We start from the raw sequence: 14,037 nt of genomic DNA on the forward strand, positions 1-14,037 counted from the left end.
ATACGGGGAACTGAGCGGTTCTCGACCGTAAACACGCAGAGGGGTCCGCGGCAAACATCGAAATGCGGACGGATGGTGAACACCCGCCCGCATTCCGTACCGGGTAAAACCCGGGAATCAGCCATCGGATTTAAGGGAACCGCTGGTGGAGGCGGTCTGCTGGAACAGCCATTCGGACTTCAGCTCGGCGTATCCGGGCTTGATCACGTCATTGATCATGGCCAGTCGTTCATCGAAAGGAATGAATGCTGACTTCATAGCATTGACGGAGAACCACTGCAGATCGTCGAGCGTGTAGCCGAATGCGTCGACCAGGTGCTCGAATTCCCGGCTCATGCTGGTGCCGGACATCAGGCGGTTGTCGGTGTTGACCGTGGCCCGGAAGTGCAGGCGGCGCAGCAGCCCGATGGGGTGCTCGCCGTAGGAGGCGGCGGCCCCGGTCTGGAGGTTGGAGCTGGGGCACAGCTCCAGCGGGATGCGCTTGTCGCGGACGTAGGAGGCGAGCCGGCCGAGCTTCACCCCGCCGTCGGCGGCGACCTCGATGTCGTCGATGATCCGCACCCCGTGGCCGAGCCGGTCGGCGCCGCACCACTGCAGGGCCTGCCAGATGGACGGCAGCCCGAACGCCTCGCCGGCGTGGATGGTGAAGTGGTTGTTCTCGCGCTTGAGGTACTCGAAGGCGTCGAGGTGCCGGGTGGGCGGGAAGCCGGCCTCGGCGCCGGCGATGTCGAAGCCGACGACGCCCTGGTCCCGGTAGCGGTTGGCGAGTTCGGCGATCTCCAGGGAGCGGGCCGCGTGCCGCATGGCGGTGAGCAGTGCGCCGACCCGGATGCGGTGTCCGTTGCGGCGGGCCGTCAGCTCGCCTTCGCGGAAGCCCTCGTTGACGGCCTCGACGACCTCTTCGAGACTCAGCCCGCCGTCGAGGTGCTGCTCGGGCGCGTAGCGCACCTCGGCGTAGACGACGCCGTCCTCGGCGAGGTCCTCGGCGCACTCGCGGGCGACCCGCACGAGCGCCGCGCGGGTCTGCATCACGCCGACGGTGTGCGAGAACGTCTCCAAGTACCGTTCCAGGGAACCCGAGTCGGCGGCCTCCCGGAACCAGACGCCGAGCTTGTCCGCGTCGGTCTCGGGGAGCTGGGAGTACCCGCCGTCCCGGGCGAGGTCGACGACCGTGCCGGGGCGCAGCCCGCCGTCGAGGTGGTCGTGCAGCAGAACCTTGGGTGCCCGCCGGATCTGGTCCGGGCCGGGGGCGGTGCCCGACTGGATGCTCTGGCTCGTCATTGGCGCACTCTAACTCCTACGCGCGTAGACGGCGCGTTGGACAACTGCGCCGATATGCAACGGTGACCGCACGGACGGGTGGAGGACACCGGCCCTTCTGACACTGTTCTGTCATGGGACAGGAAGTGACGCCGGTTCGGACGATCCGGCTGGGGCGGGCACTCGGCCCGGAGCCGACGGCGGTGAGCGCGGCGGTGCTGCTGCTCCCGGGCGGCGAGGAGGCCTCCCACCGCAGACCGTCCCCCCTGTGGGCCGCGGCCTCCGTCCGCGGACTCGGACGCCGGCTGGCGCGGGCCGGGCGCGAGGAGGGCCTGGCCGTCCACACCGTGCACTACCGCTACCGCGGCTGGAACGGCGTCGAGGCGCACCCGGCGGCCGACGCCGTCCGGGCCGCCGACGAGGTGGTCAGGCGCTACGGGGACGTCCCGGTGTGCCTGGCCGGCGTCGGCATGGGCGGGCGGGCGGCGTTGCGCGCGGGCGGCCACGAGGCCGTCGACTCCGTGCTGGCGATCGCGCCGTGGCTGCCGGCGGAGGACGTGGACGCGCCCGCCGAGCCGGTGAAACAACTGGCGGAACGCCGGGTGCTGATCGTGCACGGCACGAACGACGGGCGCTGCGACCCGGAGCTGTCGTTCCGGCTGGCGGAGCGGGCGAAGAAGGCCAACCGGGACGTGTGCCGGTTCGAAGTCCACGCCGACGGCCACCGGTTGCACCAGTACCGCAGCGAAGTCCAGTCCCTGGCACAGGACTTCGTCATGGGCACCCTGTTCGGCCGGCCGCTGTCCCGGCCGGTGGTGGACGCGCTGGCCGCTCCGCCGCCGCTGGGCCTGCGGATGCCGCTGGCGGCCGGGTTCGGCAGGTCGCTGCGCCGGTGACCGGCGCGCGGCGCGCCGCGTTCAGTCCGGCAGCAGGTTGCCCCTCCTCGACAGCAGGAACTTCTTGAACGCCGCGACCGGCGGTGTGTCCGGATGCCCGTCCAGCCAGGCGACGCCGATCTCGCGGGCCGCGCGCGGGGCGGTCACCGTCAGTTCCACGACCCCGGGGCGGGCCACCGCCGGCGGCGGCAGCAGCGCCACCCCCAGACCGGCCGCCACCAGCCCGCGCAGCGTCTCGGCCTCCTCGCCCTCGAAGGCGATCCGGGGGCGGAACCCGGCCTCCTTGCACAGGTCGTCGGTGATGCGGCGCAGGCCGTAGCCGGGCTCCAGGGTCACGAAGGTCTCGTCGGCGGCCTCGGCGAGGCGGACCCTGCGGCGGGCGGCGAGACGGTGGTCGGCCGGCACGACCAGGCGTAGTTTCTGCTCGTCGAGGCGGCGGGCGACCAGGTCGGGGGCGTCCGGGACCGGGGAGGTCAGACAGAGGTCCAGCTCGCCCGCCCGCAGCCGCTCCAGCATCGCCTCGCCGTAGTTCTGGACGAGGCTGAAGCGCACCCGCGGATGGTCCGCGCGGAAGGCGTGGATCAGGCCCGGGACGGTCTCCGCGCCCATCGTGTGCAGGAAGCCGAACGCGACCTTGCCGGTGGCCGGGTCGGCGTCCGCCCTCACCTCCTCGGCGGCCCGCTCGACCTCGGCGAGGGCCCGCTCGACGGAGACGAGGAAGGTGCGTCCCGCCGGGGTGAGGGAGACCGTGCGGCCGCGGCGGGCGAACAGGTCGACGCCCAGGTCCTGTTCGAGGCGGACCATGGCCCGCGAGAGCGTCGACTGGGGGACGTTCATCTCCAGGGCGGCCCGGGTGACGTGCTCGGTGCGGGCGACCCCGGCGAAGTACGCGAGCCGCGGAGCGAGCAGCCTCGACATGTCCGTCGTGTCTTCTGTGTCACCGGACGGTGACAGCCGAGCCGCTGACCTCTGCTGATGCGCCATGGGAACGATTATGACGATTCCGTGCATTGGACGGATGAGCGGGGGCGTACATACCTTCGAGGTATGTCTCCCGCCAGTACCGGGGCGTCCACGATCGTGGGCGCCGCCTCGCCCGTTCCCACCGCCTCGCGCGTCGTCGCCTCGTCCGCCGACGACTGCCGCCCCGCCCCCGCCGACTCCCGCATGACCCCCGGCGGGCCCGGCTACCGGCGGATGAGCTTCGCCCTCTTCCTCGCCGGGGTCGCGACGTTCGCCCTGCTGTACTCCACGCAGGCGCTGCTGCCGCTGATCTCCGACGACTTCGGGGTGCCGGCGGGCCGGGCGAGCTGGACCGTTGCGGCGGCGACCGGCGGACTGGCCCTGTTCGTGCTGCCGATGAGCGCCCTGTCGGAGCGCTACGGCCGCCGCACGGTGATGACGGCCTCGCTGGCGGTCGCGGTCGCGGTCGGCGTGCTGGTCCCCTTCGCCCCCACCCTGGGCTCGCTGGTCGCGCTGCGCGCGGTCCAGGGCGCCGCGCTGGCCGGGCTCCCCGCCTCGGCGACCGCCTATCTCGCCGAGGAGGTCCGGCCCAAGGCCCTGGTGACCGCCATCGGCCTGTTCGTGGCGGGCAACAGCGTCGGCGGGATGAGCGGCCGGGTCGTCACCGGCTGGGTCGCGCAGGAGTGGGGCTGGCGGATCGCGGTCGGCGTGATCGGCGTGCTGGCGGTCGTCTGCGCGATCGCCTTCCGGCTGCTGCTGCCGGAGCCGCGGCACTTCCGGGCGGGCTCCCTGGCCCCCCGCGTGCTGGCCCGCACCGTCCGCGGCCACCTGGCCGACCCGCTGCTGCGCCGGCTGTACGCGATCGGCGCGCTGTTCATGACCGTCTTCGGCGGCGTGTACACCGTCATCGGCTACCGGCTGACGGAGGCGCCGTTCTCCCTGCCTCAGGGCATCGTCGGCTCCATCTTCCTGGTGTACCTGGTGGGCACGGTGTCGGCGTCGACCGCGGGCCGCCTGGTCGGCCGGCTCGGCCGCCGGGGCGCGCTGTACCTGGCGGGCGGCACCACCGCCGCGGGACTGCTGCTGTCCCTGGCGGACTCGCTCGCGCCGGTCCTGCTCGGCCTGGTCCTGATCACGGCGGGCTTCTTCGCGGGGCACGCGGTGGCGTCCTCGGCGGTCGGCCGGACGGCGACCACCGGCCGGGCGCAGGCCTCCGCCCTCTACCAGTCCTCCTACTACGTCGGCTCCAGCGTCGGCTCCACGGCGGGCGCGACCGCCTTCCACGCGGGCGGCTGGTCCGGCACGGTCGGCGTCGGCGTCCTGGCGGTGCTCGGCGTCGTGGCGATCACCGCCCTCGGGACCCGTGCGGCGCGGGTCGCCGCCCGGCGGGGCGGGCCGGCCCTCGCTGGCTGACGCTCCGCGCGGCCCCTTTGGGGAGCGGCTCGCACACCCCTTCCCACCTGCGCTTTCATCAACTCGGCAGGCCATTGTCAGTGGGCTGCGGTAGCTTCCGGAGTGCTGGGCGCGAAGACGCGTGACGGGACGGCCACCGGGGCGGCGGCCGAGCGGCAGGGGTGGACGATGGGCAACGGCACGGCGACGACGACGGACCTCGACGTCGCACTGGAGAAGCACCGGACCGAGCTGACCGGGTACTGCTACCGCATGCTCGGCTCGTCCTTCGAGGCGGAGGACGCGGTGCAGGACACCCTGGTCCGCGCCTGGCGCAGCTACGACAAGTTCGAGGGCCGCTCCAGTCTGCGCTCCTGGCTGTACCGGATCGCCACCAACGTCTGCCTGGACATGCTGACGGCCGGCAACAAACGGGCCCGCCCGATGGACCTCACCGACTCCACTCCGCTGGCCCGGGCCGCGCTCTCCCCCCGCCCCGACAACACCTGGCTGGAACCCATGCCCGACGCGCGCGTGCTGCCCACGGTGGAGGACCCGGCCGAGGCGGCCGTCGCCAAGGAGTCGGTGCGGCTGGCGTTCATGGCCGCGTTGCAGCAGCTCCCGCCCAAGCAGCGGGCGGTGCTGATCCTGCGGGAGGTGCTGGCGTGGCGGGCGAGCGAGGTCGCCGAGCTGCTGGACACCTCGGTAGCCTCGGTCAACAGCGCGTTGCAGCGGGCGCGGGCGACGCTCGCCGAGCAGAAGGCCTCCGGCGCGGACGCGGCGGTGTCGGACCCGCTGGACGAGGAGCAGCAGAAGCTCCTCGAACGCTATGTCGCGGCCTTCGAGGGCTACGACATGACGGCGCTGACGGCCCTGCTGCACGAGGACGCCGTCATGACGATGCCGCCGTTCGACCTGTGGCTGACCGGCCACGACGACATCGCCGGCTTCATGACCACGTTCGGCTCCGCCTGCGAGGGATCGCGGCTGCTGCCGGTCCAGGTCAACGGCCTGCCCGGCTTCGCCCAGTACAAGCCGGACCCGGAGAAGGGCGGCCACACCCCCTGGGCGATCCAGGTCCTGGAGATCTCAGAGGGCCGCCTCACCGGGTTCCACTTCTACCTCGACACCCAGCGCTGGTTCCCCCTCTTCGGTCTCCCCCTCCACCTCGACGGGGAGTCCGACGAGGTCGAGCAGGGCACGTAGCGCGGGGTCGGGGGCCCGCAGCCGTATCCGGCCCCCGGCCCGCCGGGCGGCCAGCTGGAGCCGCGCCAGCAGCTCGACGGCGGCCAGCCCGGGCGGTCCGATGCCGGCGACGTCGCAGACGACGACCCCGCTCTCCTCGCCGGCGAGCAGCGCGAACACGGCGTCGCCCAGCCCGGTCGCCTGCTCTCGGGCGACCGGTCCGGTCAGGGTGAGCACGGGGGGTGTCGTCTCTTCCACGACCGGTAGACCGAGCCCGGCGCCTCAACTCATCGCCACCGAACGGGACCGGCCTACTCGGCGGGGAACTCAGCGGTGTCGATGACCACGTCGAAGGGCGCGGGAAGCTTGAGGGCCTCGCCGAACTTCGCGGTGCTCAGCAGGCGGTAGACGTCGCCCTTCGGTTCCCCGTAGAGCGTCGCGCTCGCGCCTTCGGGGGCCCAGCGGTCGACGAGGAGGTAGAACGGGATGCCCGCCGAGGCGTAGGCGGCGGGCTTGCTGATGCGGTCGTGCCGGGCGTCGGACCTGGAGGTGACCTCCACGACCAGCTCCGCCAGTGCGGCCGGGATGTGCGTGTCCGCCTCCGTGTGCTCCTGGACCGGGGCCACGACCAGATCCGGGATCAGCATGCCGAGGCGGGACGGCACGGCGATGGCCAGCGTCTGGAAGATCCCCCAGGCCTCGGGGACGACCGAGTACAGGCGGCGCTGAATGCGTTCAGCGATCACGTTGTGGCGGTACGCGGGAGCAGGTGACACGGTGACGATCCCCTCGACGATCTCCACCTTGCTGCCCTCGGGCCAGTCCATCTCCTCCCAGAACCGGACGAGGTCGTCCCAGCTCTGCTCGGGGTCGTGGCCCACGGTGAGTGCGCTCATGGCGGTCTCCTTGTCGGTGCGTCACCGAGTCCAGCATGCCGAACGGGACCGACGGCGGTCCACCGATCCCGTTCACCCGAAAGGGGGCTGTGACGCCGACGACCCTGCGGCCGCGGGTCGGACAAGGCCAGGTCAGGCGATGCGCTCCAGCACGACCGGGGACGCGGTGAAGGCCGTCCCGGGGGCCTCGACGTCGTACGCGCCCTCGACGGCCTGGAGGGCGTAGTCGAAGCGCTCCGGGGTGTCGGTGTGCAGGGTCAGCAGCGGCTGGCCGGCCGTGACCGTGTCGCCGGGCTTGGCGTGCAGCTCGACGCCCGCGCCCGCCTGCACCGGGTCCTCCTTGCGGGCGCGGCCCGCGCCGAGACGCCAGGCGGCGACGCCGATGTCGTAGGCGTCCAGGCGGGTGAGGACACCCGTGGCCGGGGCCTTGATCACGTGCTGTTCCCTCGACGTGGGCAGCGGCGCGTCCGGGTCGCCGCCCTGGGCCGCGATCATGCGGCGCCACACGTCCATGGCCGAGCCGTCGGCCAGGGCCTTCGCCGGGTCGGCGTCCTTGACGCCGGCCGCGTCGAGCATCTCGCGGGCCAGGGCCACCGTCAGCTCCACGACGTCCGCGGGGCCGCCGCCGGCCAGGACCTCGACCGACTCGCGGACCTCCAGGGCGTTGCCCGCGGTCAGGCCGAGGGGGGTGGACATGTCCGTCAGCAGCGCGACGGTCCTCACGCCGTGGTCGGTGCCGAGGCCGACCATCGTGGAGGCCAGCTCACGGGCGTCCTCGATGGTCTTCATGAAGGCGCCGGTGCCGACCTTCACGTCCAGGACCAGCGAGCCCGTGCCCTCGGCGATCTTCTTCGACATGATCGACGAGGCGATCAGCGGGATCGCCTCCACGGTGCCGGTGACGTCGCGCAGGGCGTACAGCTTCTTGTCCGCCGGGGCCAGGCCGTCGCCCGCCGCGCAGATCACCGCGCCCGTGCCGTCCAGTACCGACAGCATCTCCTCGTTGGAGAGCAGCGCGCGCCAGCCGGGGATCGACTCCAGCTTGTCCAGCGTGCCGCCGGTGTGGCCGAGGCCGCGGCCGGAGAGCTGCGGGACGGCCGCGCCGCAGGCCGCCACCAGGGGGGCCAGCGGGAGAGTGATCTTGTCGCCGACGCCGCCGGTGGAGTGCTTGTCGGCCGTGGGGCGGGACAGGGAGGAGAACTCCATGCGCTCGCCGGAGGCGATCATCGCCGCGGTCCAGCGGGCGATCTCACGGCGGTTCATGCCGTTGAGGAGGATGGCCATCGCGAGCGCGGACATCTGCTCGTCGGCGACCTCCCCGCGGGTGTACGCGTCGATGACCCAGTCGATCTGTGCGTCGCTGAGCTCGCCGCGGTCCCGCTTGGTGCGGATGACGGAGATGGCGTCCATGGCCATGGCTTGGCTTCCTTCCGAGGGTTCCAGAAGCCGTACGGCCCCTCGTGGCGAGCCGCCGGGGCGACTCGGAGGGGCCGTACGGGGATCACTTGGTGAGATGCTCCGGGCCGAAGGCCTGGGGCAGCATCTCGGACAGGGGCAGGATGCCCGCAGGGGTCTCCAGGAGCAGGCCGGGGCCGCCGAACTCGTGCAGCAGCTGCCGGCAGCGGCCGCACGGGACGAGGATCTCGCCCCGGCCGTCGACGCAGGTGAAGTGCGTCAGCCGTCCGCCGCCGGTCCGCTGGAGCTCCGAGACGAGCCCGCACTCGGCGCACAGGCCGATCCCGTAGGAGGCGTTCTCGACGTTGCAGCCGGAGACCGTGCGGCCGTCGTCGACCAGGGCGGCGACCCCGACCGGGTAGCCCGAGTAGGGGGCGTACGCGTGGGTCATGGCCTCGCGGGCCAGCTCGCGCAGCGCCTCCCAGTCGACGTCGGGGCCGTCGGGGCGGGGGGTCACTTGCCCTGGCCCTTCCGGTACGGCATGCCGTCCGCCTTGGGCATGCGCAGGGACTGTGCGGACAGCGAGAGCACCAGCAGGGTGACGACGTAGGGCGCGGCCGTGACGACCTGGCGCGGGACCTCGTCGGTACCGACGTACCAGACGAACATCAGCGCCGAGACGAGCGCGGTGACGACGGCGGGGACGTACTTCTTCTTCCACGCCAGGTAGGCCGCGCCGAACACCAGCAGGATCGCGAGCAGCAGGATCAGCGCGTGCACGTTGGTCGTGCCGCCGCGCAGGTTGAGGCTGTCGGTGTAGCCGAACAGGCCCGCGCCGAGGGCGAGGCCGCCCGGCATCCAGTTGCCGAAGATCATCGCGGCGAGACCGATGTAGCCGCGGCCGGCCGTCTGGCCGTCCAGGTACACGTTGGACGCCACGATCGACAGGAACGCGCCGCCGAGGCCGGCGAAGCCGCCCGAGATGATCACGGCGATGTACTTGTACTTGTACACGTTGACGCCGAGGGACTCGGCGGCCACCGGGTTCTCGCCGCAGGACCGCAGGCGCAGGCCGAACGCGGTGCGCCACAGCACCCACCAGGTGGCGGGGACGAGGGCGACGGCGACGACCGTCAGCGGCGACAGGTCGGTGATCAGACCGCCGACCAGGCCGGCGACGTCCGAGATCAGGAACCAGTGCTTCTCGTTGAGCGTGTCCAGCCAGCCCGACAGGCCGGGGATGTCGAAGGTGCCCAGCGAGTCGATCGGCGGGGACTGCTTGGAGGAGCCCTGCGGGACGCCTTCGAAGGTGAACTTCGACAGGTAGCGGGTGGTGCCCAGGGCCAGGATGTTGATGGCCACACCGGAGACGATGTGGTTCACGTTGAACGTGACGGTCGCGATGGCGTGCAGGACGGCGCCGAGCGCGCCGCCGATGATGCCGAAGGCGACGCCCGTCCACGGGCCCCACTGGTAGCCGGCCCAGGCGCCGAACCAGGTGCCGAGGATCATCATGCCCTCGAGGCCGATGTTGACGACGCCCGCGCGCTCGGCCCACAGGCCGCCGAGGCCGGCGAGGCCGATCGGGACGGCGAGGCGCAGCGCCGTGGACATCTGGCCGGTGGAGGTGATGCCGTCCGCGCCCGTGATGAGGCGGACGACGGAGGTCAGCACCAGGACGCCCGCGATGACCAGCAGGAGGACCGGTAGCGACATGCGGCGGCCCTTGGCGGGCTTCTTCGCCTGCTGCTTGGCGACGGTGGTCGTGGACATCAGGCCGCCACCTCCTTCTTGGTGTTCTGGGCGGCGGCCGCGGCCAGCTCGGCGCCGACGCGCTTCTGCTGGCGGCGCAGGCCCCACTGGCGTACGGCCTCGTACGAGATGACGACCGCGAAGACGATGAGGCCCTGCATGATCGTGGCGATCTCCTTCTCGTACGCGACCGGGGTCGCGTAGTCGAGGGCGGGAGAGGCCTTGTCGAGGAAGGCGATGAGCAGCGCGGCGAAGGCGATGCCGACCGGGTTGTTGCGGCCGAGCAGCGCGATGGTGATGCCGGTGAAGCCGAGGCCCGTGGGGAAGCTCAGGCTGTAGGTGTGGGCGTCGCCGAGCAGCAGGGGCAGGCCGGACAGGCCCGCGATGCCGCCGGAGATCAGCATGGCGGTGAGGACCATCTTCTTGGCGTCGACGCCGGAGGCGGCGGCGGCCGTCTCGGACTCGCCGGTGGCGCGCAGGTCGAAGCCGAAGCGGGTGCGGTTGAGGACGATCCAGTAGACGATGCCGAGGGCGATGGCGAGGAAGACCAGGCCGTAGATCTCGCCGACGTCCGCGCCCAGGTTGATGCCGGGCACCCAGCCGGAGTCCTTCATGATGCCGGTGGTGTTGTTGTTGCCGACCTGCACGCCCCAGATGTTGTCGAGGGTGAGGTAGCCGATGACGCTGGTGGCGATGGCGTTCAGCATGATCGTCGCGACGACCTCGCTGACGCCGCGGGTGACCTTGAGGACGCCCGCGATGCCGGCCCAGAAGGCGCCGGTGAGCACGCCGACCAGGAGCAGCAGCGGGATCTGGAGGGCGGACGGCAGCGCGATGTTCGCGCCGACCACCGCGGTCATCATGGCGGCGAGGCGGTACTGGCCGTCGACGCCGATGTTGAACAGGTTCATCCGGAAGCCGATGGCGACCGACAGGGCGGCGATGTAGTACATCGAGGCCTGGTTGACGATCAGGACCTGGACGTCGGAGTAGCCGGCCTGCTCCAGCATGAGCGTGTAGGGCTCGATCGGGCTCTTGCCCGAGGCGATCAGCACGACCGAGGTCAGCAGGATCGCCGCGACGATCGCGATGACCGGGCCGGCCACCGCGAGGAGCACTCGCTCCTTGTCGAACTTCTTCATCGGGCCTCGTCCTCCGGACCGGCAGCTGCCTCGGTGGTTTCCGCGTCGTCGGCGTGTTCCAGGTGACCGGTCGCGGCGCCGGTCATGGCGGAGCCCAGCTCCTCGGGGGTGACGGTGGCCGGGTCGGCGTCCGCGACCAGCCTGCCGTTGTAGATCACGCGCAGGGTGTCCGACAGGCCGATCAGCTCGTCCAGGTCGGCGGAGATCAGCAGCACGGCCAGGCCCTCGCGGCGGGCCTCGCGGATGCGGTCCCAGATCTGGGCCTGCGCGCCGACGTCCACACCGCGGGTGGGGTGCGCGGCGATCAGGAACTTCGGGTTGTGGCTCATCTCGCGGCCGACGATCAGCTTCTGCTGGTTGCCGCCGGAGAGCGAGGCGGCGGTGACGTCGATGCCGGGGGTGCGGACGTCGTACTCCTCGACGATCCGGCGGGTGTCGGCCTGGGCTCCCTTGGGGTTGAGCCAGAAGCCCTTGGCGTTGGGGGCCTCGGTGACGTGGCCGAGGATGCGGTTCTCCCAGAGGGGGGCCTCCAGCAGCAGGCCCTGGCGGTGGCGGTCCTCGGGGATGTAGCCGACGCCGGACTCGCGGCGCTTGCGGGTGGGCCAGGGCGTGATGTCCTCGCCGAGGAAGGCGATGGTCCCGGAGTCGGCGTTCTTGGTGCCGATCAGCGCGTCGATCAGCTCGGTCTGGCCGTTGCCCTCGACGCCGGCGATGCCCATGACCTCGCCGGCGTGGATGGTGAAGGTGACGCCGTCGAGGACCTTCTTGACCTCGCCGCCGACGGCGACCTCGGGCGCGATCATGCCGCTGACTCCGCCGGACGGCTCGGAGTCGGCGCCGAGAGAGGCGCCGCCGGTGGCGTAGACGGTGAGGTCGGCGACCTGGACGACGGGCTTGTCGGTGACCGTGGACTCGGCGGTCTGCGGGGTGGGCAGCTCGCTGCCGACCATCATCTCGGCGAGCTGACGCGGGGTCGTCTCGGCCGGGACGGCGGTGCCGACGGTGGTGCCGCGCCGGATGACGGTGATCTCGTCGGCGACGGAGAGGACCTCGCCCAGCTTGTGGGAGATGAAGATGACGGACAGGCCCTCGGACTTGAGCTCGCGCAGGTTGTCGAAGAGCGCGTCGACCTCCTGCGGCACGAGGACGGCGGTCGGCTCGTCGAGGATGAGGGTGCGGGCGCCGCGGAAGAGGACCTTGAGGATCTCCACGCGCTGGCGGTCGGCGACACCGAGGTCCTCGACGAGCGCGTCGGGGCGTACGCCGAGTCCGTAGCGGTCGGAGATCTCCTTGATCTTCCTGCGGGCGTTGCCGCCGATGCCGTACAGCTTCTCGCTGCCGAGCACCACGTTCTCCAGGACGGTCAGGTTGTCGGCCAGCATGAAGTGCTGGTGGACCATGCCGATGCCGCGCACGATGGCGTCGGCGGGGCTGGAGAACGTCACCTGCTCGCCGTCGACCGCGATGGTGCCCTCGTCCGGTTTCTGCATGCCGTAGAGGATCTTCATCAGCGTCGACTTGCCGGCGCCGTTCTCGCCGACGAGGGCGTGCACGGTGCCCTTGCGGACGGCGAGGTGGATGTCGTGGTTGGCGACGACACCGGGGAAGCGCTTGGTGATCCCCGCCAGCTCAACCGCGATCGTCGACTGTGCGGTGAGCGGAGGGCTGCTGGACGCGTCGATGGCGCACTCTCCTTGGGAAAGGGGCCGCTCTACGCGCGTAGCGCCCCTGCTTTGAATAGTGCCCGGATCCGATCGGCCTTTAATGATCTTGACGTCCGTATCGTGGGCCGTCTCGATCGGGTCCGACCGGTTCCGAGCATTCTGCCGCGCGAACGGGGCGCGAGGAGACATTCTCTCCGCGCCCCGTTCCGTGGCCGTAACGCTGTCATTGCAGCGGGTCCCCGGCCAAGTGTTCTGACCGGGTCAGCACCGTGGGGTCAGGAGGTCTTCACCGTGATGGCGCCGCTCTTGATGCCCTCTTCGGCCTTCTTGATCGCGGCCTGGATGTCGGCGTTGTTCGCGAAGGCCGGGTTCGAGTTCGACACGCTCACGCCGCCGTTCTCGAGGCTGCCGCGGACGACGCCGGTGGCCGGCTTGCCGTCGTGCACGGACTTGGCCAGCGTGTAGACCGCGCCCTCGACGTTCTTCATGGCCGACGTCAGGATCGACGCCTTGTAGGCCTTCAGCGCGTCCTGCTTGTACTGGTCGGAGTCGACGCCGATGGCCCAGACCTTGTGGGCGTTCGCGGCCTTGATGACGCCCTGGCCGGACAGACCCGCGGCGGCGTAGACGACGTCCGCACCGGCGTCGATCTGGCCCTCGGCGGCGCTCTCGCCCTTGTCCGGGCTGGAGAAGCCGCCCTCGGCGGCGGTCTCGGTCAGGTACTGCGACTTGACCTTGACGCCCTTCTTGGTGTCCTCGACGCCCTGCTTGAAGCCGGCCTCGAACTTGTGGATCAGGGGGACGTCCACGCCGCCGACGAAGCCGACGGTGTTGGTCTTGGTGGCCTTGGCGGCGGCGACGCCGGCGAGGTAGGAGGCCTGCTCCTCGTGGAAGACCAGGTCGGCGACGTTGTCGGCCTTGATCTGCTCGTCGTCGACGATGCCGAAGGTGGTCTTCGGGTACTTGGCGGCGACCGTCTTGACGGCCGGCGCGTAGGCGAAGCCGACGCCGATCACCGGGTTGTAGCCCTGCTTGGCGAGGCTCTCCAGGCGCTGCACCTTGTCCGCGTCGGACTCGCCGTCCTGCGGCTCGACCGCGGAGGACTTGTAGCCGAACTCCTTGTCGGCCTTCTCCAGGCCCGCCGTGGCGGCGTCGTTGAAGGACTGGTCGCCCTTGCCGCCGACGTCGTACGCGAGGGCGAGGCCCAGGGTCTTGTCACTGCTGTTGGACGAGGACGACGACGTGGACGAGCTTCCACAAGCGGAAACGGTCACGGCGAGAGCTGCGGTGGCAACACCCGCAGCCGCGATTCGGGACACCCGGCGCATGGAACTTGACTCCTTTGTGCAAGCGCCCAAACCAGGCGCTGGTTCCGCCGCAGCGTAACGCGCGTAGACCAGACGGAAAAACCCTTCTGTCCGGTCCGTTACCGAGCTGTGGCCACAGATGGAGCCCAGGTTACGGACAGCAGAACGCCCCTTGCGGGAAGCAA

13 protein-coding genes are annotated in these 14,037 nt (G+C 71.2%); 3 read left to right on the top strand and 10 right to left on the bottom strand.

Features of this window, described 5'->3' with window-relative positions:
• Nucleotides 1-117: 117 nt before the first annotated feature.
• Entirely contained in the window at nt 118-1,281 is a 1,164-nt protein-coding gene (locus ACGFSH_RS08760; protein ID WP_393346346.1) for an adenosine deaminase, read from the bottom strand.
• A gap of 113 nt (nt 1,282-1,394) precedes the next feature.
• Here ACGFSH_RS08760 and ACGFSH_RS08765 point away from each other — a divergent pair, with 113 nt between their 5' ends.
• Nucleotides 1,395-2,156, top strand: coding sequence for an alpha/beta hydrolase (locus ACGFSH_RS08765; RefSeq protein WP_393346348.1), 762 nt, complete (start codon nt 1,395-1,397; stop codon nt 2,154-2,156).
• Between the two features lie 21 nt (nt 2,157-2,177).
• On the opposite strand, the gene ACGFSH_RS08770 is transcribed toward ACGFSH_RS08765, so the two are convergent.
• The gene (locus ACGFSH_RS08770) at nt 2,178-3,140 is read right to left on the bottom strand and encodes a LysR substrate-binding domain-containing protein (RefSeq protein WP_393346350.1); all 963 of its coding nucleotides are present in this window, start codon (nt 3,138-3,140) and stop codon (nt 2,178-2,180) included.
• 63 nt (nt 3,141-3,203) lie between these two features.
• On the opposite strand from ACGFSH_RS08770, the gene ACGFSH_RS08775 reads away from it, so the two are divergent.
• Complete coding sequence (locus tag ACGFSH_RS08775; protein ID WP_393346352.1) at nt 3,204-4,532, top strand: MFS transporter; 1,329 nt, start codon at nt 3,204-3,206, stop codon at nt 4,530-4,532.
• Between the two features lie 168 nt (nt 4,533-4,700).
• Nucleotides 4,701-5,717, top strand: coding sequence for a sigma-70 family RNA polymerase sigma factor (locus tag ACGFSH_RS08780; RefSeq protein WP_393346962.1), 1,017 nt, complete (start codon nt 4,701-4,703; stop codon nt 5,715-5,717).
• On the opposite strand, the gene ACGFSH_RS08785 is transcribed toward ACGFSH_RS08780, so the two are convergent.
• The 8 genes from ACGFSH_RS08785 to ACGFSH_RS08820 all read right to left on the bottom strand — a co-directional run bounded on the left by ACGFSH_RS08785 (nt 5,601) and on the right by ACGFSH_RS08820 (nt 13,873).
• On the bottom strand, nt 5,601-5,954 hold the full coding sequence (locus ACGFSH_RS08785) for an STAS domain-containing protein (protein WP_393346354.1): 354 nt from the start codon (nt 5,952-5,954) through the stop codon (nt 5,601-5,603). The two genes, ACGFSH_RS08780 and ACGFSH_RS08785, sit on opposite strands and share 117 nt — an antisense overlap.
• 53 nt (nt 5,955-6,007) lie before the next feature.
• A complete protein-coding gene (locus tag ACGFSH_RS08790) occupies nt 6,008-6,592 on the bottom strand; it encodes a Uma2 family endonuclease (RefSeq protein ID WP_393346356.1) in 585 nt (194 codons plus the stop codon).
• A gap of 132 nt (nt 6,593-6,724) precedes the next feature.
• Nucleotides 6,725-8,008, bottom strand: coding sequence for a thymidine phosphorylase (locus ACGFSH_RS08795; protein ID WP_393346358.1), 1,284 nt, complete (start codon nt 8,006-8,008; stop codon nt 6,725-6,727).
• 85 nt (nt 8,009-8,093) lie between these two features.
• The gene (locus ACGFSH_RS08800; protein WP_393346360.1) at nt 8,094-8,504 is read right to left on the bottom strand and encodes a cytidine deaminase; all 411 of its coding nucleotides are present in this window, start codon (nt 8,502-8,504) and stop codon (nt 8,094-8,096) included.
• Nucleotides 8,501-9,760 carry an ABC transporter permease gene (locus tag ACGFSH_RS08805; protein ID WP_393346362.1) on the bottom strand — a complete coding sequence of 420 codons (1,260 nt, stop codon included), beginning with the start codon at nt 9,758-9,760 and terminating at the stop codon, nt 8,501-8,503. Before ACGFSH_RS08805 ends, ACGFSH_RS08800 begins: the two co-directional genes overlap by 4 nt.
• Nucleotides 9,760-10,881, bottom strand: coding sequence for an ABC transporter permease (locus ACGFSH_RS08810; RefSeq protein WP_393346364.1), 1,122 nt, complete (start codon nt 10,879-10,881; stop codon nt 9,760-9,762). The genes ACGFSH_RS08805 and ACGFSH_RS08810 overlap by 1 nt, the downstream gene beginning before the upstream one ends.
• Nucleotides 10,878-12,734, bottom strand: a complete 1,857-nt coding sequence (locus ACGFSH_RS08815; RefSeq protein WP_393346366.1) for an ABC transporter ATP-binding protein — start codon at nt 12,732-12,734, stop codon at nt 10,878-10,880. The genes ACGFSH_RS08810 and ACGFSH_RS08815 overlap by 4 nt, the downstream gene beginning before the upstream one ends.
• An 86-nt stretch (nt 12,735-12,820) precedes the next feature.
• Entirely contained in the window at nt 12,821-13,873 is a 1,053-nt protein-coding gene (locus tag ACGFSH_RS08820; RefSeq protein ID WP_393346368.1) for a BMP family protein, read from the bottom strand.
• Between the last annotated feature and the right edge of the window lie 164 nt (nt 13,874-14,037).

This window comes from Streptomyces sp. NPDC048481, from assembly GCF_043200075.1.
GTDB lineage: Bacteria > Actinomycetota > Actinomycetes > Streptomycetales > Streptomycetaceae > Streptomyces.

Excerpts from the sequence above, each read along its gene's own strand:
- ACGFSH_RS08760 (WP_393346346.1), bottom strand. The coding sequence starts at position 1,281 with ATGACGAGCCAGAGCATCCAGTCGGGCACCGCCCCCGGCCCGGACCAG.
- ACGFSH_RS08765 (WP_393346348.1), top strand. The coding sequence starts at position 1,395 with ATGGGACAGGAAGTGACGCCGGTTCGGACGATCCGGCTGGGGCGGGCA.
- ACGFSH_RS08770 (WP_393346350.1), bottom strand. The coding sequence starts at position 3,140 with ATGGCGCATCAGCAGAGGTCAGCGGCTCGGCTGTCACCGTCCGGTGAC.
- ACGFSH_RS08775 (WP_393346352.1), top strand. The coding sequence starts at position 3,204 with ATGTCTCCCGCCAGTACCGGGGCGTCCACGATCGTGGGCGCCGCCTCG.
- ACGFSH_RS08780 (WP_393346962.1), top strand. The coding sequence starts at position 4,701 with ATGGGCAACGGCACGGCGACGACGACGGACCTCGACGTCGCACTGGAG.
- ACGFSH_RS08790 (WP_393346356.1), bottom strand. The coding sequence starts at position 6,592 with ATGAGCGCACTCACCGTGGGCCACGACCCCGAGCAGAGCTGGGACGAC.
- ACGFSH_RS08795 (WP_393346358.1), bottom strand. The coding sequence starts at position 8,008 with ATGGCCATGGACGCCATCTCCGTCATCCGCACCAAGCGGGACCGCGGC.
- ACGFSH_RS08805 (WP_393346362.1), bottom strand. The coding sequence starts at position 9,760 with ATGTCCACGACCACCGTCGCCAAGCAGCAGGCGAAGAAGCCCGCCAAG.
- ACGFSH_RS08810 (WP_393346364.1), bottom strand. The coding sequence starts at position 10,881 with ATGAAGAAGTTCGACAAGGAGCGAGTGCTCCTCGCGGTGGCCGGCCCG.
- ACGFSH_RS08815 (WP_393346366.1), bottom strand. The coding sequence starts at position 12,734 with ATGTCTCCTCGCGCCCCGTTCGCGCGGCAGAATGCTCGGAACCGGTCG.
- ACGFSH_RS08820 (WP_393346368.1), bottom strand. The coding sequence starts at position 13,873 with ATGCGCCGGGTGTCCCGAATCGCGGCTGCGGGTGTTGCCACCGCAGCT.